The 18,300-nt window shown below is 50.4% G+C and carries 21 protein-coding genes; 6 read left to right on the top strand and 15 right to left on the bottom strand.

The genetic code is table 11. The features are described from left to right. Positions 1–313 precede the first annotated feature (313 nt). Positions 314–529, top strand: coding sequence for a hypothetical protein (locus D1159_RS16290; protein WP_161846680.1), 216 nt, complete (start codon positions 314–316; stop codon positions 527–529). A 5-nt stretch (positions 530–534) separates the two neighbouring features. Then, a complete protein-coding gene (locus D1159_RS16285; RefSeq protein WP_161846679.1) occupies positions 535–915 on the top strand; it encodes a hypothetical protein in 381 nt (126 codons plus the stop codon). Between the two features lie 32 nt (positions 916–947). Here the strand turns inward: D1159_RS16285 and D1159_RS16280 are convergent, their stop codons facing one another. After that, positions 948–1,280, bottom strand: coding sequence for a helix-turn-helix transcriptional regulator (locus tag D1159_RS16280; protein WP_161846678.1), 333 nt, complete (start codon positions 1,278–1,280; stop codon positions 948–950). A 122-nt stretch (positions 1,281–1,402) separates the two neighbouring features. Between D1159_RS16280 and D1159_RS19815 the strand changes: the two genes are divergently transcribed. Beyond that, positions 1,403–1,717: an SLOG family protein gene (locus D1159_RS19815; RefSeq protein WP_243152344.1), complete on the top strand. Its 315-nt coding sequence runs from the start codon at positions 1,403–1,405 to the stop codon at positions 1,715–1,717. Positions 1,718–1,992: 275 nt separating this feature from the next. Here the strand turns inward: D1159_RS19815 and D1159_RS16270 are convergent, their stop codons facing one another. The 13 genes from D1159_RS16270 to D1159_RS16210 all read right to left on the bottom strand — a co-directional run bounded on the left by D1159_RS16270 (position 1,993) and on the right by D1159_RS16210 (position 13,280). Next, a complete protein-coding gene (locus tag D1159_RS16270) occupies positions 1,993–2,631 on the bottom strand; it encodes a hypothetical protein (protein ID WP_161846677.1) in 639 nt (212 codons plus the stop codon). A 235-nt stretch (positions 2,632–2,866) separates the two neighbouring features. Then, positions 2,867–3,268, bottom strand: coding sequence for a DUF1801 domain-containing protein (locus D1159_RS16265; protein WP_161846676.1), 402 nt, complete (start codon positions 3,266–3,268; stop codon positions 2,867–2,869). A gap of 12 nt (positions 3,269–3,280) precedes the next feature. Further along, on the bottom strand, positions 3,281–3,631 hold the full coding sequence (locus D1159_RS16260; RefSeq protein WP_161846675.1) for a DUF2200 domain-containing protein: 351 nt from the start codon (positions 3,629–3,631) through the stop codon (positions 3,281–3,283). A gap of 213 nt (positions 3,632–3,844) precedes the next feature. Further along, positions 3,845–4,912: an AI-2E family transporter gene (locus D1159_RS16255; protein ID WP_161846674.1), complete on the bottom strand. Its 1,068-nt coding sequence runs from the start codon at positions 4,910–4,912 to the stop codon at positions 3,845–3,847. A gap of 57 nt (positions 4,913–4,969) precedes the next feature. Continuing rightward, positions 4,970–6,361, bottom strand: coding sequence for a DUF4340 domain-containing protein (locus D1159_RS16250; protein WP_161846673.1), 1,392 nt, complete (start codon positions 6,359–6,361; stop codon positions 4,970–4,972). Further along, entirely contained in the window at positions 6,348–7,469 is a 1,122-nt protein-coding gene (locus D1159_RS16245; protein WP_347563710.1) for a Gldg family protein, read from the bottom strand. The genes D1159_RS16250 and D1159_RS16245 overlap by 14 nt, the downstream gene beginning before the upstream one ends. A 136-nt stretch (positions 7,470–7,605) precedes the next feature. Further along, positions 7,606–8,388: an ABC transporter permease gene (locus tag D1159_RS16240; protein WP_161846672.1), complete on the bottom strand. Its 783-nt coding sequence runs from the start codon at positions 8,386–8,388 to the stop codon at positions 7,606–7,608. After that, positions 8,385–9,401, bottom strand: coding sequence for an ABC transporter ATP-binding protein (locus tag D1159_RS16235; RefSeq protein WP_161846671.1), 1,017 nt, complete (start codon positions 9,399–9,401; stop codon positions 8,385–8,387). The genes D1159_RS16240 and D1159_RS16235 overlap by 4 nt, the downstream gene beginning before the upstream one ends. Further along, positions 9,388–10,062, bottom strand: coding sequence for a hypothetical protein (locus tag D1159_RS16230; protein WP_161846670.1), 675 nt, complete (start codon positions 10,060–10,062; stop codon positions 9,388–9,390). Before D1159_RS16230 ends, D1159_RS16235 begins: the two co-directional genes overlap by 14 nt. Continuing rightward, a complete protein-coding gene (locus tag D1159_RS16225) occupies positions 10,052–11,383 on the bottom strand; it encodes a HAMP domain-containing sensor histidine kinase (protein WP_161846669.1) in 1,332 nt (443 codons plus the stop codon). The genes D1159_RS16230 and D1159_RS16225 overlap by 11 nt, the downstream gene beginning before the upstream one ends. Further along, positions 11,373–12,095 carry a response regulator transcription factor gene (locus D1159_RS16220; protein ID WP_161846668.1) on the bottom strand — a complete coding sequence of 241 codons (723 nt, stop codon included), beginning with the start codon at positions 12,093–12,095 and terminating at the stop codon, positions 11,373–11,375. The genes D1159_RS16225 and D1159_RS16220 overlap by 11 nt, the downstream gene beginning before the upstream one ends. 120 nt (positions 12,096–12,215) lie before the next feature. Beyond that, entirely contained in the window at positions 12,216–12,800 is a 585-nt protein-coding gene (locus D1159_RS16215) for a hypothetical protein (RefSeq protein WP_161846667.1), read from the bottom strand. 159 nt (positions 12,801–12,959) lie between these two features. Further along, on the bottom strand, positions 12,960–13,280 hold the full coding sequence (locus D1159_RS16210) for a hypothetical protein (protein ID WP_161846666.1): 321 nt from the start codon (positions 13,278–13,280) through the stop codon (positions 12,960–12,962). Between the two features lie 182 nt (positions 13,281–13,462). On the opposite strand from D1159_RS16210, the gene D1159_RS16205 reads away from it, so the two are divergent. Then, a complete protein-coding gene (locus D1159_RS16205; RefSeq protein WP_161846665.1) occupies positions 13,463–13,996 on the top strand; it encodes a GNAT family N-acetyltransferase in 534 nt (177 codons plus the stop codon). A 115-nt stretch (positions 13,997–14,111) separates the two neighbouring features. Here the strand turns inward: D1159_RS16205 and D1159_RS16200 are convergent, their stop codons facing one another. After that, positions 14,112–15,386: a HAMP domain-containing sensor histidine kinase gene (locus D1159_RS16200; protein WP_161846664.1), complete on the bottom strand. Its 1,275-nt coding sequence runs from the start codon at positions 15,384–15,386 to the stop codon at positions 14,112–14,114. Positions 15,387–16,452: 1,066 nt separating this feature from the next. Between D1159_RS16200 and D1159_RS20120 the strand changes: the two genes are divergently transcribed. Continuing rightward, positions 16,453–16,584, top strand: coding sequence for a hypothetical protein (locus D1159_RS20120; protein WP_279280116.1), 132 nt, complete (start codon positions 16,453–16,455; stop codon positions 16,582–16,584). A 33-nt stretch (positions 16,585–16,617) separates the two neighbouring features. Further along, on the top strand, positions 16,618–18,099 hold the full coding sequence (locus tag D1159_RS16195) for a hypothetical protein (protein WP_161846663.1): 1,482 nt from the start codon (positions 16,618–16,620) through the stop codon (positions 18,097–18,099). Positions 18,100–18,300: the final 201 nt, after the last annotated feature.

Here is an 18,300-nt window from a genome sequence, read left to right as displayed (position 1 = left end):
CGGCTGACAGTTTGCACGAACGAGCGTGACAGCTCAAGCAGGGCACCGTCAGGCCGGTTTCCCTTCCATTGTAGCTTAGGTATGAGCCGCTGAACAGTACAGCTATTTCCTGCACTTTCGGGGCCTTTGTAATTGTAGCAAGCTGGGCAAGGCCCAACTCGGAACCTGCGACTCACTGGAAAACGGCGTCATCGTCCTCTACAACCGCATCCGCTCCAAGGTCGATGGAGACTTTGACACGCTGCTGGAGGAGGGAGATATTGACGCTATCCTCAAAGGTCAGGGAAATTATGCGCCGGAGGTTCAAAAGCTGGTGGAGCGGGAGACGGCGGCCTTTGTCAGCGCCCTTCGGGAGCGGATGATCGACCTGCGGAGCGGTCAGGTGGTGTTCATCGGCGGCGGTTCCATCCTGCTGCGGCGGTTTATTGAGCAGTCCGGCAAGGTGGGACAGGCCCTCTTTGTGGGTGACATCAAGGCCAACGCCAAGGGCTATGAAGTTCTCTATCAAATCTCCACTGCAAGAAGGTGATCCCCGTGGCCGAGAAGAAATCCCTTTATCGGTTCACCATCGGCTTCAATCCCGGCGATCCGGCCCATAGACAGGTGGCGGAGCTGCTGAACCAACAGGGCCGCCGAAAGGCTCAGTTCCTTGTGAACGCCATTCTCCACTACATCCACTGTCCGGAAACGCCGGATCTGCCGGAACCAGTCGAGCCGCCTGCCGGAATGAGCCAAGCCGATATGGAAGCCCTTGTGGTACGGAGCTTGGAGGAGCGGGGATACTTGAACACGGAGAGAAGTTCAGAAAATAACGAAACTGCCCACGATATGCCAGAGCCGTCCTTTGACGGGACCTTGGATGCTGCCGGATTTGCGGCCATCTCGGATTCTTTGGCGGCGTTTCGCGGAAAATAAGGAAGAGCGGGAAACATAGGGCCTGGAGCCATTCATGTTTCCCGCTCTTCCAATGCGGTGATAAATGCTTCTATGATATCCTCTAAATGCCGATACTGTGATGGGGTCAGCCGCGAAACCTTTTGGGAGAGGATATTGTAGTCGTCCACTCCTACCTTGCCCAGCAGAAGATAATCTGTGCTGATGTCCAAAGCGGCACACAGCTTGATAATATTCTCCGGCCGCAGGGCCTTCTTTCCGGTTTCAGCGGTGGAGATCGTTTGGGTGGTCATGTCCGCACACTCGGCCAACTCCTCCTGTGTAAGGCGGAGCTGTTTTCTCCGTGCGACCAACCGTTGACCCATCTGACAAAGAAAATCATCCATAGGTTCCCCTCCTATGGATAATATTCTATCCGTTGAGGCGTAGAAAATTAGCATGCCAAGGATATATTAAATTAGCTAAAGCGTATATAATAAGAGGAAACTGGTCGAAGGGAGTAAAAAATATGTTGTCAACCTGCGCAATTACCGGTCATCGTCCTGCTCGGTTTAAGTGGAAATACAATGAGAACAACAACGGCTGTAAACGGCTGAAGAAACGGATGCGGGATCAGTTTGCTCTGCTTTATGAGAAAGGCGTGCGGCAGTTCTGGGTGGACGGCGCCCTGGGCGTGGATATGTGGGCCGGCGAGATCCTGCTGCGGCTTAAAGAACAGCCAGAGTACAAAGATATAGAACTGATGGTAGCCCTGCCCTTTGAGGGCCACAACGCAGGCTGGGATGAACGGAGCAAAAAGCGGCTGGAGTTTTTGATCCGGTAATAGCTGCAAAACAGTCATCGTTGGGGAAAAGGAGCAGCGCTCAGAAGTCAATTACCGCCGGCGGAATGAGTATCTGGTAGATCAGGCTGATTGCCTTCTGGCGGTCTATGACAATGACCGCTCTATTCGCAGTAGGACGGGCATGACGGTCAAATATGCCAAAGAAAAGAGACTAAAATTGGTACTCATTCATCCAGACACGGTGACTGTAGAAGAGCAACAGGTGTGACTACTGCTGTCCTGTCACAAAAATTTGGAGTTGCTGCGTATGTATCCTATTTGGTCGCCGCTTTCAGCGCTTTCTCCACCTGCGCCAGCTTTCTTTTTAGATTACTGGCTGTTAGCATATCCGTGGCAGCTTTGATATCTCGCTCCAGCTGCTTTTTCTTGGTTTTCAGTTCCTGGACCTTGTTTTTCCCGCCGGCGATCTGCTCCATATTGGAGCTGCTTTGCTCGTCAGAATCCTTTTTGCTCTCGACTTGTTCCCCGGTGGCCTCCCGGTCCGGCTCCTGCATCTCGATATTGCCGTCTTTGCTGGCGGCTTGCTCGCCTTTTACCAGCTTGTCCATACCGTCAGCCTGGACTGCTTGTTCTGTAGGTTTGGTAAACTCGATCCTTGTATCACCATGTTCACCTTTGACCGGTCGATAATATCCTGGGGATGCTGTATCCTCCGGCTTCTCCGGGACATACTGATCGTAAGCAGGCCACCGGCTCGCAGTCGTCTCGCTGGACTTGACAACATTGGTTCGTCCGCTGATCTGGTCGAGCTTTACGACTTTAGTGACCGACTCGGTCTTGCTGATATTTGCTGTACTGGCGGCATCGCTTGCCCGCTCAGGCTGCTTTCCCTCTGAATCTTTCAGAGCGGGTTCAGCCTGAAGACGGCTGGTGAGGTTCATTAAAATTCCCATCTTGTGGCCTCCTTATGGTGGGATGCTGATAAAAGTTGAGTGAAATCCTTTGTCAGGTGCTTTTATTATAGCAAATAAAGCGATCTGGTTCTCTTAAAATCCACGAAACAAATCTGAAGAATTCTGAAGGGGGTGGCATCCCGTATCTGGCATAGCGAAACGGACAGGGCGGTGGAATAGTCAATACCTATTTCACCGCCCTGTTTTGGATTTTTATCAGCCCGATAAAACCGATTCAATGATTCTCCGCGCACCACTTCGCAATCTCCCCGATCAGCTCCAGTGGGAGCGGCTTGCGATATGGGAGCTGGATCGTGCCCTTGCTGGTCTTATACTCCGTCAGCCGGGCGGCGAACGCCTCTACGGCCTCCGGGCCGGGGTACAGGCCAATATGCCGCTTGGAGGCTGCGAACTGGCTCAGGTTGCGGCCTTTCCAGTAGGTTGGCATACTCCAGGAGATCTTCTCCTTGGCCTCCGGGATGCTGGCCTTGATGGCAGCATTGATCTGCCGCAGATAGTCCTGTGCCTCCTCCGGCTGGGCGGCGATGTACTCCTCAATCGTCGCCGGAGGCTTTCCACAGTAGTGGATCTGCTCCGTGTTTTTGAACGACCGACTGCACTTGGGACATATCCACATGACTGCTTCCTCCTATTTTCGCAGGATCTTTTCCATCGGCTTTCCCTTCGCCAGCTCGTCGATCAGCTTGTCCAGATAGCGGCTCTCCCGCATGAGCGGGTCTTCCACTTCCTCCACCCGGACGCCGCAGACCACGCCTTTGATCAGCGCCCGGTTCGGGTTGGGCTGGGGCGCGTTGCGAAAAAAGCCCCCATAGCAGAGGCCGAAGGAGCGGGACGCCTCCAGCTGCTCCGGGCTGTACCCCGTCAGCCAGCAGATGACCTCATCCACTTCGGCCTTTTTCCGGTCCTTCCTGGCGGCCTTGTCCAGCAGAAGTCCATATACCTTTCCAAAATCCATCTGAAATATTTTGTCGTTGTTCATAAAGTTGCACACTCTTGACGATGATACCCTATCTTATCACACCTTATGTCGTTTTGCATAGAGCGGGTCTGAATCTTGTTTAGGTCAATGGAAAGATAAGACAAGTGTGCGCTTGCGACCTCTGCCGCAGAGAGGGGCTGTCAGGAAAGTACCGATGCCGGGCCGGAATATAGACCTATGTGAAATCGGCATCTGCCAGATTGTATTTCGCTATCAGATCATCCCGGTAATTCCCCACAGACCTCCGAATAGCAAAATGGAAAACAACACCCAAAAACTGCTCAAGCCGGTGGTATTTCCCAAAATCTTTGGGCCAATCAGGTTGCCATCGACCTGCTGCAAAATAATGATAAACACAAGGAATATGAGACAGTGAGCCGGGTTTACCAGCAGGAGCAGCAGTGCACAGGGGATTGCCCCAATGAACGGGCCGAAGAAGAGGATGATGTTGGTCACGCCCACGACCACACTGATGAAAGCTGCGGATTCAAAGCGCATAATGCTGACGGCGGCAAAACAGATCAAGCCGATAATGGCGGAGTCCAGAAGTTTCCCCATTAAAAAGCCGTTAAACATCCTGTCCGTATAACGCACCTCTTTCTCGACCATATCGGCCCACCGCCGGGGGAAAACTCCGCAGAGCAGCAGCTTGGCTTGGATGGCAAAGGTTTTTCGGCCCGCCAAAAGGTAGGCAGAGATCAGGATTCCGAGGAACAGGTTTTTCACTATTCTGAATATACCGGCTACCTGTATGCCCAAGCCATTCAGAACGGCTTGGGCGGTAGGCAAAAGGTCTGTCTTTACCCAGCTCTCAAATTTCAAAATAGCTTTACTGGAAAAGCCGTCCCACCAGGTTTGAAGCTCCGGTTGATCGGCCAAAAGATTGTGGAACCAGTCAATAGCGTTTTCAATTTGAGCAGGTAAGGCGCTCAAAATGCCAACAATGCTTTCCCAAAATTGAGGAAGCACCAGCACGACCAGCGCCACCGCCAGCAGCAGGGCAAACAGCAGAGTAAGCAGGATGGACAGTGTTCCAACAAATCGCTTTCTCTTGGGCAGACACTTTCCTATCCAGCCTTCCAAACGGTTACAGATCGGGGCAAGGATGTAGGCAATCACCGCACCGTAGAGGAATGGTGTTAAAATCTTTCCTACCGTTTGGAAAAATGCCAAAATAACCGGGAGCCGAAACAGCACAAAAAAGCACAGCAGACTGATAATGACAACTACAACACCGGTGATTCCCAGCTTCACATATTTTTCATTCTCCCTGTTTTTCATTTTGTGTCCCTTTCTATGGGCCTGGTCAAATTGACTGTTGTAAAGATCGCATCAAAATTATGCCAAAACAATTTTGTTCACTGCCTCTATCAGATCTACTACACTGCTGCGGGGGAGCAGCGAAGAGCTTGTGCCATCTATTACCGCCAGGCAGTTGTTTCCATCGTAACGATACAGCCGGATGGAAACTTCTTGGTGGTACGCATTGTTTAGATAAACAGTTAAGCCGATCTCTTCTTTCTGCGTGGGTCCTTCCGAAGTGAAGCTCTCCGCCTTTAATCCGCTCAATGCGCTTTGAAAACTGTCGATATTTAATTTTTCGTCCTCTTTATAATACCACGCTTTATCATTTCCTCTGCCTTTAGAAGTGAACGTATAGTCATTTCCTTCTAAAGAGATAGAGATACGATCAATGTCTTCGAAAGAGGCAGTCAAAACCTCCTTATGGCGAAGCTCAGTATAGGATGCCGCCATTAAAGCCTTGTAACTTTTCGCAGCGATTCGGTACACGATTTGGGAGTTGCCAACCCGAATGTATGCAGTTACGCTGTCCTCCGCATTTTCTTTCCCGCTCTGTTTGGCGGCCGCCAATTCTTCTTGATTGCGGCCTATCTGAATTACAAAGGTTTCGTGCTCACCTTCTTTCTTGTCGGTTTTTTTGAAGTTTACAGTCACTGCCAGCTCCGGCTGATCCAGTCCAAACTGCTTTAATTCCAAATCAGATACATAGTAGCTGGCGTAGTCAGAAAGGGACAAGCCGCTGATATTGTTCAAATACCTTTTTACAGCAGCAGTATCTAACGGTTTGCCATCTGCAAAATAGAGATCATCAGCGCAGTAGGTCTGTTTGCTGTCCCTTTCAAAATTTATACGATAGTTTTCCTTTCCTGCAAATTTTATTGTCTTTACCTCCGCAAAGCTGGGGAGCTGATCGTGCTGGATGAGGTCACTGAGTTTTTGGCTAAAAGACTTCAGCGGATCATGTTTTACCAGATAAACGCAGCCGTCGCCAATGGAAACATACCTCTGCGAATCCATCTTGCTAAATGCGCCAAGCTGGATTTCGTGGCTTTTCTCACCGGCTGTAATATGGATCGTGCAGGTGGGCTTGTCCAGACCATATTGCTTATAGTCCGTTGCATTTTCAATTACAAAAGAGGCGCCAAACTCCTGGAACTGTTCCAGCAGCTCTGCTATTTTTTCGGCATTGACAGGGAAATTTTTATCTTCAGTGTAATACCAGGCTCCATCCTTTTTTTGAAACGTTAAGGATTGATTATCGGTTTTCCAGGACAATGCCGTCACAGTATCGTTTGATATATCTAAGATGACTTTGCCGGTCATTTTAATCTGCTCTTTTTGGACCTCAAGTCGGCTGATCATAAAGGTGAGCGTGGAGAAGGTGACCCAAATGCCCAAGAGTATGTAGAGCTTCTTAGCTTTGCTCATTTCGTTTCTTCCTCCTATCTACAACTACAGCTATGCCCATGGCCGCAAATGCCAAAGGCAATATGCCGATCATGACCGTTTTGATGAGAGATGCGGTGGAGTCATTGATGGTCAGATAATTGTAATTCAGGGGTTTGCTTCTAATTGATACCGCTTCCCGGTCTCCCAACAAAGATGCGAGTGCGTTCATGGTGAAATTCAGATTTGCGCCGGATGAGAAGGCGTTAAACTGTTCATCGAGAAACTTGGAGGAGGAAATCCAGATAATTGAACCACCACTTTTTGCCTCCACGGAGACTGCAAGCGCAAACGGCCCATCCACATCTCCATCCTCTTTTTCATAGGTTTCGATATTGTAGCCGGCTGTTTTGCTGAAGGCATCGTCCGAAGTGGTCAGCAGTTTTTTCACACTCCCGCTATTTGTGCTGCCCACCGTCAAACCTTGGGCAATCGGGGCAATCACACGATATTTTCCATCAAGAAGCGAGTCGGTGATTTTGTGGCTCTGAAGATTGGGAAGCATGATATACGGCATTTGAAAGGCGTAATGGTCTCTGCTGCCTTCGACCACAACCCCATCGGAGGCAGATACGCCATAGTCGGACAGCAGGCTATATAAGTTTTTCAGTGTCCCATCTTTGGTAGGTCCAGCCATTACCATCAGCTTCCCGCCGCTCGATACATACTTGGCCAACAGATCTTTTTCCTCTTGTGAGATATCGGTGGATGGAGCATGAATCAAAATGCAATCGGCATCCTTGGGTATGGCATCTTGGTTTAACAGGGAGAATGTCTTTCGCTCTATGTTGTCCTTTTCCATTTGATTGGAAAAAATAGAGGAAAACGCAGCCTCATCATGACCTTCCAACACATAAACCTTGGGGTGGCTCTGGCTGACAACATAGTCAATAGCGGAGGTGACAGCGCTTTCACCGTCAAAGGAGTATGTGGTGGTGTAGGTTGTATAATCAACATTGGCGACATAAATATCATCAAAGCTGATATATCGGCTTCGATCACCGCACTCTACAACTAAACTATTATTTTTTATTTCCTTATCCGTATATTTTGCGGCAAAGGTAGGATGGGCGGCCGGGTTTTTCTTGATGATTTTGATGTGCTCGGAAAGGCTGTCATATTTGACAACAAGTTCTCTATGATTTTATTTTCCTGATCGGCCTGCACGATCCAGCAGATCGTGACATCTTTATCCAATGAATTGACAACCGTTTTTGTGTTGCTGGTTATGGAATAAAGTTTTCATCTATAAAAATATAGAACCGGTTAAACAAAGAAAGCTGCGCCATTACTTTGGGCAACAATCCCTCGAAAAGAGCACTGTTGAAGAAAAAAGTTATACCCAAACACAATATTCCGGCCAGGAAAATACCGTATGACAAATTCTCATTCTTGGTCAGATGGCGAACCACCAGGGCGCCCGCTGCTACAAGAACGGAAAGGGCCACGAGCGTCCCAAAAGGTGTGCTTGAAATATGTTCAGCCAATTTTACACTGTAGAAGTTAAGCAGCAGAAAAGGGATCGAGATCCCCGCTGCGAAGCCCTGATTCTCTGTCAGGGAAGAAATGAACATTCCGATTGCGATGATTGCGGCGCCCAAAAGATAAAAGGCTAAAAGGGAACCATAGGCGGTCGGCAGATAGACCTCCCCAAAGCGGGCAAAAACCAGCGGGTACACTGCGATAATCATAATAGGTATCAGGAAAATAAGCAGCAGGGCAAAATATTTGCCTAAGATGATCTGCAACGGCTTGAGCGGCAGCGCATACAGCAGCTGGTCAGTTTTCTGCTTTTTCTCTTCAGCTATGACGCGCATAGTCAGTACCGGGAGGATAATCACCAGCCCAATGCAGACAGACTTTAAGACAAGCTCAAAATTGGCAACAGAGGACTGGATATTATAGAGCATTGCGCCAACGCCAATAAACGCCAGCAGGAAAGCGCAAAACAGGTATGCCGCCAAGGAGTAAAAATATCCACGTAGCTCATGCTTTAATACAGCGATCATTGTTCTGCCTCCTCATTGTCATAAAGGTTGGCGCCGTCTTTTGAAATAAGATGCTCTTCGGCCACATCGACACGCTTTGATTCTTCTGTGAGTTCCAAAAACACCTCTTCTAAGCTGGCCTTTTTCGATGACATTTCAAAAATTGCTTTTTTCCGCTCCGCGAACGCAAAGAATATCTGGCAGCACAGCTCACGTATCTTATCTCCGTCTGCTTGAATCAACACAGCGAGGCTGCCATCCTCCTGAACCGTGCTTTCCCAGTTGGAAAACTGCTCCATATTGCCCAGAATGGTGTCTGCCTCCTCTGCACTGGCGTAGGTCCGCAGAAAAATATCTCCCGATTGAGTAAGGAGCCTCTCCAAATTTTCAGGTGTGTCAAAGGCCACCAGTTTGCCGTTTGAGATGATCAGTACCTGCTCACAGATCGCTTGAACCTCAGAAAGGATATGGGAACTAAAAATCACAGTATGCTTTTTCCCAAGCTGCTTGACCAGATCCCGGATCTCAATGATTTGAATAGGGTCAAGCCCTACGGTGGGTTCATCTAAAATAATGACCCTGGGGTTCCCAAGGAGAGCCTGAGCGATTTCTACTCGTTGCCGGTAGCCTTTTGAAAGTGCGGAGATCAGGCGGTTTTGCACCTGGCTTAGACCGGCTTGCTGAATGACCGCATTCACTTGCTGCCGCAATTCTGTGCCTCTGAGCCCCTTTGCTTCACCCACAAAACGCAAATGTTCGAGCGGGGTTTCATTCATATACAGCGGGGGATGTTCCGGAAGATATCCAATCAGTTTTTTCGCAGTTTCCGGCTCCTCAAATATATTGTGTCCGGCAATTCGGACAGTTCCGCTGGTGGCGGAAAGGCAACCGGTCATAATGTTCATCGTGGTGGATTTTCCCGCACCGTTTGGTCCCAAGAAACCATAGACATGCCCCTCCTCAATTTCAAAGGAAAGGTCATCTATCGCCATAAAGCTGCCATAACATTTTGTCAAATGTTCAACGGTTATCATTTTGACTCGCCTTTTTCGATATGCTCAAATCTATGGACTCGCCGGTATTTGCGTCAATCCCCTTTGCTGTCTGGCGGTTTACCTGATACCAGGCACAGGTGGAGTTATGGTCGCCTGCGTTGATATAGAGCTGAATGCTGACGGTTTCCGGGTCGGCATCGGCGGCCGCCTGGGGAGCGTTTTCCCCCGTGGCCTGTGTATAGTAGTCCACTGCCATCTGGCAAAGATCTTCGTTGGTGTAGAACTTAAATTCCGTATGACCCTTCGCTGATACATAGGTCATACTTTCTGCACGCCCGTCCTCCCAAGTGATGGTGAAATGGGTATCATCAGTTTTCTCCAGTTTGCCGATTGTGCTCACATCGGCAGAACCCATGTGAAAAGTGGCCTCGTTGTCCTGGATGGAATAGGTAAACCCTAACCCCGTCCCGTTTTCCAGCGAGGCGGTCCGGCCCGATGTTCCGTCTGCGTCAAAGAAGTAATAAGCGGCTGTGTCTTTTCCCGAAACATACCATGTTCCCGCCTGGATGGCTGGAGCTGCGGTCTGCTCGGGCGGTTTTTGCGGCGGTTCTGTTGAGGGTGCTGGCAGCGGGCGGCTGCAACCCACAAGCAGAGCCATCATGCTGAACGCCGCCCAAAAATACGAAATACTACGTCTCATGCGTATCCTCCTCGGAGCGTTTTGGCGGGACGGAAGGGAACCACAGTTCCAGTTGGAAAAGCGATCCCGTTTGGCCAGCGCAGCACCTTCCGCCCATTTTCTCCATCATGGCCTTCATGTTGGCAAGGCCGATATGGGTGCCCTCCTGTTGGAGCGGGGTGCTGCTGATCTTATTCTGAAAAAGGATCGCCACTCCGCCGTCCTTTTCCATAACAGCGATCAAGATCGGAAGCTCCGCGTCAGCGTACTTCACCAAATTGGACAGCACATTGTCCATCAATCGCTTGATATACTGTGAGTAGATGGAAATATCAAGATCGGGCCAGTCCAATTCCAGCTCGAACGAGAAATTTTGTTGGGTTAAATAGACCGCCATCTCAGAGAGCTGGTCATGAAACACATCCCGAACGGGGCGGGGCGCCTCCAGCTCAATGGTTTGATGCCTGGAGACCAGCGAATACTCAAATATATTTTCCGAAAGCTGCTTGATCTGCGCTGCCTTGGCGTCGATCTTCTCCAGATAGCCGTCCAGCTGGTCCGGGCGGTATTTTTTATACCGCAGAATGTCGGTGTAGATCTGCAGCGTCGTCAGCGGCGTGCGCAGGTCATGGGACATGGCGGTGATCATGGCCTGATTGGCCCGGAAAATATTGGTCTCCTGTTCCTTCTGTTCCTGAAAAGCCCGGCGCATGGAGTCCAGGCTGTGGGCCAGCCGGGTCAGCTCGTGGTTTCCCCGGAAGGTGATCGGCACATCCAGATCGCCGCCCTCCATGGCCTGGATATCCACACTGAGCTGACAGATATACCGCACCAAGCCCCGGCTGCCCCATAGGAAAACGCCCAGAAATACCAGCAGGGCAATGCCGAGGGAGAGCACCGTGAGCCAGGTAAAGAACCGGTAGGTATCGTCGGCGTAGATCACCACCTCGGCGGCACCGTCCGCAAAGGGGATCTCATAGTAGGAGACCCATGTGTAGTAGGGGACTTCCGTCTCGTTATCCAGGGCTTCTTCGGGAGCCGCAGAGGTGTAACGCAGGATATTGGAACGGTAGACCTCCATTAAGATCAAAGGATGCTTCTTGTTCCAGCGGGTGATCTGTGCGGTATCCGTGGTGGCCAGACCGTTTTCTTCCACATAGGACTGAAAATTCTGTATCCGGCGCTCGTTGTATTGCTGTTGGAAGTCAGAACCATTGAAATACTGCTCCAACAGCCAGCCACCGCCAAAGCGGAGGCAGCAGAATACCAGCACAGCGGCGGCGCCGGACAAGAGCAGAAGCAGGCCAAAGTGTGCGGTCAGGCTGGAGGCTCTATGTTTCATCTGCCTTCACCTCAAACCGATACCCCTTTCCCCAAACCGTCTTCAGACGTTTGGGGGTTTGGGCATCCTCCTCAATTTTCACCCGGAGCTTGCGGATGTGGACCATGACGGTTCCGTTGGAAATATAAAAATAGGGTTCATTCCAGACGCTCTCATAGATAGCCTGCGTAGAAAAAATGCGCTGGGGATTTTGCATCAGAAGCCGCAGAATCTTGTATTCGATCTCCGTCAGCTCCACCTCCTCCCCCTGAACCCACACCTGGTTATAGTCCAGGCTGAGTTTGACACCGTTGGAGGAAAGCATATTATCCCGACTGAGAGCCCCGGCCTGTGCCTTTCCCCGGTAGACGCAATAGCGGCGCAGCAGGGCCTTCACCCGGGCACTCAACTCCGAGTAGGAGAAGGGCTTGGCCAGGTAGTCGTCCCCGCCGGCAGTAAGACCAATCAGCTTATCCGACTCCTGGGCTTTTGCGGTGAGAAAGAGAATGGGGACGGTGGAACTCTTTCGGATCTCCTCACAGACACGCAGACCGGAAATACCGGGCATCATAATATCCAAAATCACCAAGTCAATCGTATCCGTCAGCAGCTCCAGCGCCCGCTGGCCGCTTTCGGCCTCCAAAATAGAATAGTCTTCACCGCCGAGAAGAATGCGGATACCCTCTCGAATTTCGGTATCATCGTCAACCACTAAAATCGTCTGTGTGTCCATGTGATCCACCTTCCTATTATAAAAATGACGGACACCTCCCGCGTGCGTATATGCAGGAGGTGTCCGCTGCGTGGATATTATATAACAGAGGAGAGAAACATGAAGAATCGGATGTAGGTTTTATTTGCCGCCCTTGCTGCCAGTTTTACCGGAGGCCGGGGCTTTGTTGATAGCCGGCGCCTTGGCATTCCCCTTTTTCTTAGAGGTCTTGTCCTTTTTAACGGTGTCTTTCTTTGTAGTGCCCTTCTTATCGGCACCATTGCCGTCCTTTTTGCCGCTGTCCTTCTGGGTGGTTCCGGTGGTGCCGGGCTCCTTCTGGCCGGAATCCTTAACCGGATTTTTCACAGGAGCTTTGTCCAATGCGCCGGTGGTGGGCGTGCCGCCCTTCTTGTCGGCGCCCTTATCGTCCTTCTTGCCCTCGTCGACCTTGCCGATGTCCTCCTTACCGTCCTTCTTGTCCTCATCCACCTTGCCAGCGGGCTTGCCGTCCTTCTTACCGATGTCCGTCTTGCCCGTGTCCGTCTTGCCGGGCTTGTTGCTGGTCGGCTTCTTGTTGGGCTCCACCTGGGTCGTCCCCGGTTTCTTGTTCAGGTCCTTGTTGGGCTTCTTCGCGCCGCAACCCACCAGCCCCGTGAAACACATCACAGCCACAAGGAGCAGAGCCCCTCCACGCTGCATCTTCTGCTTCAGCTTGTTGTCGTTCATTTGGATCGTATCCTTTCTATGATGGTTTTCAGATGTTGCCAGGACTGGCCACACTCAAAAGTGGTGGCTGCGAATGCCGTTTTGCATCTGATGGTGTTATCATAGCAGACGATCCTTAAAGCATTAGGACTAAAGTTCTTAATGATTCTTAACTTGTCGTCATTCGTAGATTTTGATATCCAAGAAGATCTCGTATTGCGGGAATCTTTCTTTTAAGAGCGCCAATAAGTCGTCACGGTATCTCTGATCCATGAAGCGCAGCACTCTAAACAGGCAAATGGCAGACATTGCAGAGCGAAATGGGAACAGGCAGACACAGCCGCAAAAGCGATCATCATAGACAGCAAAAAGATTGGCGTTTTTTCGGGGTTGGCGCATCAAGCCATATAGACCTACTTTTTCCGCAGCGGCATAAGCCCGCATGAGGCGGTCAGCTTCACGGGATTCCTCCGAAAAAGGTTCTATTGTATCCAGACGCACAGAAATTCTCCTCTCTGGAATATAGGATATAGCGTGATTATCCCAGAAAAATCTTAATATTTGTCTACACAAAATCTGAACTTTTCTGAAGACTGTGGGAAGGGAATTGTCAAAGATATTTACTTTAGCTATAATTAAAAGGCCCATCATTCTAAATCTATTCGTATCAGGAGAGAGTAAATATGTCAGATATAATTATTACGCTTGTCCCCCTTCACCAGGAGGATCGAGAGCAGTTTATTCTTGATAATCAAGAAGCATTTCACTATGGCGCTTTGGAGGAGTTCGGGAGGCGAGATGAACATTTTGAGGAAGATGGGGAGATCATCTCCCGTGAAACCATAGAGCAGTCCATAGATAGCGGAAAGGCATACCGCATCATGCTCGGGAACATCAAGGCCGGCGGTGTTGTCATCAGGACTGACGGCGACCGGGGCGATCTTGAGCTGCTGTTTGTTTCACCCCAGATCCATAGCAAAGGGGTTGGCTATGGCGCATGGAGGGAGATCGAGCGGCTTCACCCGGAGGTTCGGGTATGGGAAACCGTGACGCCCTATTTTGAAACACGGAACATCCACTTCTATGTAAATAAATGCGGTTTTCACATTGTGGAGTTCTACAACGCACACCATCCGGACCCCCATAAGCCGGATGCGGAAGAAGATCCTTCTGGCGGTGACGGACTTTTTCGGTTTGAAAAAGTGATGAAAGGATGATGCACACGATCTGTTTGAATGTCACTTGACTGCTCCTTGTTTCCAATCTTCAAAGAGAGGCTGTGGGTGAATGGCAACCGTCATTCACCCACAGCCTCTCTTTGCAATCTCCGCTTTACCCCAGTGGCAGAGCAAGGCCCACTTGGAATATGCCGGCGTCCTCTTTCGTTTCAAAGCTCCCGCCGTGGTGCTGGAGAACCCGTCGGCAGGTGCTCAGGCCGATGCTGGTGCTCTCCCGCTTATCCCGCTGGGGAGAAATATGGTTGAGCAGCGTCAGCCGCACTTGACCGTCTTTACGGCCATAAGAGATCTCTATAGGCTGGGTTGGATCGGCGTATTTCAGCAAATTGGAATACAGGTTATCGAAGGCCCGGCGGAGCAGCTCCATGTTCACTCGCAGAGCCCCTTGCAGTTCCTCAAAGGCACAATGTACGGTAAAGCCGCTATTCTCCAGGGAGAAGGCATATTCTCCCCAAAACTGCTGAAAGAGACTGTCGGCGTCCGCTGTCTCCACCTCTGTCGTTTCCCACTCGTAGGAGTAGACCAGAAAATAGGCGAAGAGCTTGTCCGCCATGGATTTGATCTGCAAACATTTCTCCAAGCTGCGCTGGGTGAAGTGCTGCAGCTGTTCCTCGCTGTCGTACTTTCCCCGCTCCATCAGTTCCAGATAAGCCAGCAGGGAGGTCAGTGGTGTGCGGAGATCATGGGACATGGCGGTGACCAGTTGGGAGTTGGCGGAGCGCATCTGTTCCTCTGTCTCCTGATGAGTCAGAATGGACCGGCGCATCTGCTCGATCCCTTTGGCCAGCTCCCCCAGCTCGTCCTCTCCCTTGACTGTGACGGCATAGTGGAGATCCCCGCCGGCCAGAATATCCAATTCCCCCTTCAGCTGCTTGACATACCGCAGCTTCCAGTGGACAAAGAGAATAAAGCATACGGAGAATGCCGCAAAGGCCAGCAGGCCGGAGAGACCCATAGCCCAGTAATGATAGGTATCTCCGGCGTAATAATACAGGAACGCCTGAGCCTGTGTCCCGTCATTTAACCTCAGAGCATATTCACGATCCGGGCTTTCAAAGGAGATGTCAAAATCCTCGTCCTCCAACTCGCCATTCGCGGCTATCGGAGACTCATACCGGATGACGCCGTCTATATAAACCGTCAGGTAGACCTGGTCACCACGGCTGCACCAGGCGTTGAGCCGATGCAGATTGTGGGGGGTGATGGCCTCCTGCTCCACATATTTTTGCAGTGCGGAAAACTGGCTGTCCGCCATTTGATCCGTGAACGCCCTTCCGTAGACAGTCCGCTCCAGGATAATACTTCCCACAATGCCAAACAGGGCAAACACCAGCACCGCCGCCAAAAAAGAGAGCAGTACACCGCCCATAAGCTGGGCGCTGAGGTTTCGGGAAAACCGTTTAGTGTATTTGACAAGGGCATAATAACACGACACCTAAAGAATGGAGCCAACCTACACCAGACTACACCAGACCGCCGCTATTGGGGAAAACTCAAAGCGGCGGTTTTTGCGCGATATGGCCGGAGTCCACTGGGGGCCGCCCTGTTTTGGTTATCAAGGCGGCCCCCAGCAGACCCCGGCCATTCCACCCGAAAAGTCTGAATTATCGCATGGTAACTTCGAGACAAAATGTCCCAAAGCAATCGTTGTCCCCGCGCATTTTTACATAGGGGCTCTGGTGGTATATCCCCCGTCGCCGCCTACTATTGAGCACAGCCGGGAGCAGGCGGTCAAGGGTGCGTAGCACCGCCGCTTGCGGCGGCTTGCCCTTGACGGCCAGCCCCGGCTGTGCTACCCCTCCGGCGCGGCGGGGGATATATCCTCCAGAGCCGCCCCCTTTCCCATGAATGGGAAAGGGCGGGGGGATAGGGTTGAACGCGCTATAATACCGCTTATTTTCCACGGCTGGACTGTTAGCATTTAGGCGTTTGAAAGCCGCATGTATCAAGGGTTTCCGGGCGCGTTCGGCAGAGGGGTGGTATGTTTATATGTCCTACGCCCTATTTGTTCCAAAAAAGCTAACATGAGGCGGCTGTACTTTGAGACATTTTGTCCCAAAGGTTAAGGGCTGGACAGTGATACAAGAATGTGCTATACTTAATTTAATAGGAAATTTTTGAGACGTCATTTTCACCAAAAGGCTTAACTTCTATCAAAAAGTGCCGATATAATAAATAAGTGTAAAATTTAGTAAAAAGGGGTTGACAAGCGCCGTGGGTTCCATCATTATTAAGCAAGCAAGCAAGCAAGCAAGCAAGCAAGCAAGCAAGCAAGCAAGCGGAGCGGTGCTATAACTGTGTAGCTCCGCAGTTTTGTGATGCTTTTACGGTGAATATTTCCCGCATTTAGTAGGTGTTTTTTGCCACATGGTAGCCATGCGGTAAAAGATGCCTTTTCTGTTTTTACTGCGTAAAACGATAAAGGGGGTTATTTTATGACAATCACGCAGATGGTGCAAAATCAACAGATACAGCGGATTGGCGAGATTTCTCAAAGGACACAGGGCAAGCCCTTTGATACCAGCATATTGGACAGTTATCAGCAGGGCGTGGATATGCGAGCATAACATATTTTAGTCAATTAGTAGGAGGTCAGTATTATGAATATCTCTGGTGTATCAACGGCAACGAATTATGCTAACATACAATCTTCCAAACTGACGCAGCTTTCTTCTGGGCTGGTTGTAAAGCAGGCAAGCGGTAGCAATACGGCGCAAGGCTCCGCGCGGCTACTCCAGCTTGACCTCTCTGACCGCAAAGGCTATCGGGAGGACTACTCTATCCGGGATGCGGCGGAAAGTTTATGGAAACAGGAAACGCAAACTTTTAACCTCAAAGACTTAAACGACCCAACAAAGGCCAACGATATTATAGAAAATATGCGCCGACAGGCCCGGTGGGATTTAGGCATTGAAACTGGGGAAACCAAAGATGAGGTTATGTCTGCTTATATTCTAAACCTGCGGCAAAACGGTTTGGGTGGCGATGTAAATTGGAGCGGATTGTCTCGGGAATTGGAGTCATTTAAGACTACTTCCCCGGAAGAACTGGCGGACGGGTTGGACTATTTGGCATCCCGCTATGTGGCGGTGCTGGACAAACTGGAGCGTAATTATAAAGGGGAAGAACTGACCACCCAGCGTACAAAATTAGAGGAAGTTTATCAAGCTGGAAAAGCTGAGATGATAAACGGCTATACGCAACTTTTGCAGGATAATTTGGGTATTTCAGGCGATGATGTGCAGGCGGTCAAAGACAGCTTTTCTGCTATTCTTGCGGAAAAAGTAGACGCTTACCGCGGGGCGCTGGAAAAAGTACATGGAGTCATTTCCCAAACCGGCCCCGACAGCGTATGGCTGAAAAATCACGATGCCTATATCTCATCCCAACTCCGGGCGGTGGGTTCGTCAAGTGAAAGCACAGCGGCATATTCTGTGCAAGACCTGACTGCTGCTGGCCAGATTGCCCAAAGCTATCAAACGGAGATTTTCAATGCATCCTCTTGCGGTCGGAATGAGGCAACACTGGCCCTCAATCTGTCTATGGCGGATATGAAAGCAGAGACGATGATACAGAAAGGGCTGGTAAGTAAAAATATGGCAGCCCTACTCCGCAACAGCCGCGCCCAAGGGCATAATAATGCGCTGGCTACATTGGATCAGGCTCTTTCTGTGCGTGAGAAAAATCTTGCCCCCGGTGAACCCAAGGGAACTTTTGCGCCCGTTGACCGTACTGTATTTCAAGGAATTTACAATGCTGTGATGAACGCTTACCATGAAAATGGCGGCGATGGAGCTGGGGCTATTCGCGCTGGGGTTGCTTATGGGCAGTCTATCACCACCCAGGCTACCGTCAAAAACCCCAATGCTCTGCGCTGGGGCATCTCCATTGAGAGCTATTGGAAAGACTTCTATACTGACCCTGATGATAAGGAAATTTCTCCTCTGGTAAAACAGATGAATAGACTTCTGGTGCAAGCTGGACAGACTTCTGACCTCGGTTGCTCCACCTACCAGAAATATATAAATAGCTGGCAGGACTTTCTTTCATCTGTTGGCGGCGGAGTGGATGTTCGGGCTTAAACTGTGAGATAACAATAAGGAACAGCCGCGACAGCGGCGGTAACGCAGCTGACCTCTTTGGGACATTTTGTCCCAAAGAGCCGGGTTTGGGGAGGCTCCCCAACAAGCATTTTTGCGGGCCCCTGCCCAGCAAAAATTTCGGAGTGTGGCCACACCCGAATTGCTTGCCGTTTGTGGAATTATATAAATTGAGCGTTTTAA

The organism is Pseudoflavonifractor sp. 524-17, from assembly GCF_009935845.1.
Taxonomy (GTDB): Bacteria; Bacillota; Clostridia; order Oscillospirales; family Oscillospiraceae; genus Pseudoflavonifractor_A.
This window is presented reverse-complemented; position numbering and strand designations above follow the sequence as displayed.

Coding starts and splice junctions, on each gene's coding strand:
- D1159_RS16205 (WP_161846665.1), top strand. CDS start 13,463: ATGTCAGATATAATTATTACGCTTGTCCCCCTTCACCAGGAGGATCGA.
- D1159_RS16240 (WP_161846672.1), bottom strand. CDS start 8,388: ATGATCGCTGTATTAAAGCATGAGCTACGTGGATATTTTTACTCCTTG.
- D1159_RS16255 (WP_161846674.1), bottom strand. CDS start 4,912: ATGAAAAACAGGGAGAATGAAAAATATGTGAAGCTGGGAATCACCGGT.
- D1159_RS16260 (WP_161846675.1), bottom strand. CDS start 3,631: ATGAACAACGACAAAATATTTCAGATGGATTTTGGAAAGGTATATGGA.
- D1159_RS20120 (WP_279280116.1), top strand. CDS start 16,453: ATGACAATCACGCAGATGGTGCAAAATCAACAGATACAGCGGATTGGC.
- D1159_RS19815 (WP_243152344.1), top strand. CDS start 1,403: ATGTTGTCAACCTGCGCAATTACCGGTCATCGTCCTGCTCGGTTTAAG.
- D1159_RS16265 (WP_161846676.1), bottom strand. CDS start 3,268: ATGTGGATATGTCCCAAGTGCAGTCGGTCGTTCAAAAACACGGAGCAG.
- D1159_RS16195 (WP_161846663.1), top strand. CDS start 16,618: ATGAATATCTCTGGTGTATCAACGGCAACGAATTATGCTAACATACAA.
- D1159_RS16215 (WP_161846667.1), bottom strand. CDS start 12,800: ATGAACGACAACAAGCTGAAGCAGAAGATGCAGCGTGGAGGGGCTCTG.
- D1159_RS16250 (WP_161846673.1), bottom strand. CDS start 6,361: ATGAGCAAAGCTAAGAAGCTCTACATACTCTTGGGCATTTGGGTCACC.
- D1159_RS16235 (WP_161846671.1), bottom strand. CDS start 9,401: ATGATAACCGTTGAACATTTGACAAAATGTTATGGCAGCTTTATGGCG.
- D1159_RS16270 (WP_161846677.1), bottom strand. CDS start 2,631: ATGGGAATTTTAATGAACCTCACCAGCCGTCTTCAGGCTGAACCCGCT.
- D1159_RS16230 (WP_161846670.1), bottom strand. CDS start 10,062: ATGAGACGTAGTATTTCGTATTTTTGGGCGGCGTTCAGCATGATGGCT.
- D1159_RS16225 (WP_161846669.1), bottom strand. CDS start 11,383: ATGAAACATAGAGCCTCCAGCCTGACCGCACACTTTGGCCTGCTTCTG.
- D1159_RS16280 (WP_161846678.1), bottom strand. CDS start 1,280: ATGGATGATTTTCTTTGTCAGATGGGTCAACGGTTGGTCGCACGGAGA.
- D1159_RS16200 (WP_161846664.1), bottom strand. CDS start 15,386: ATGGGCGGTGTACTGCTCTCTTTTTTGGCGGCGGTGCTGGTGTTTGCC.
- D1159_RS16220 (WP_161846668.1), bottom strand. CDS start 12,095: ATGGACACACAGACGATTTTAGTGGTTGACGATGATACCGAAATTCGA.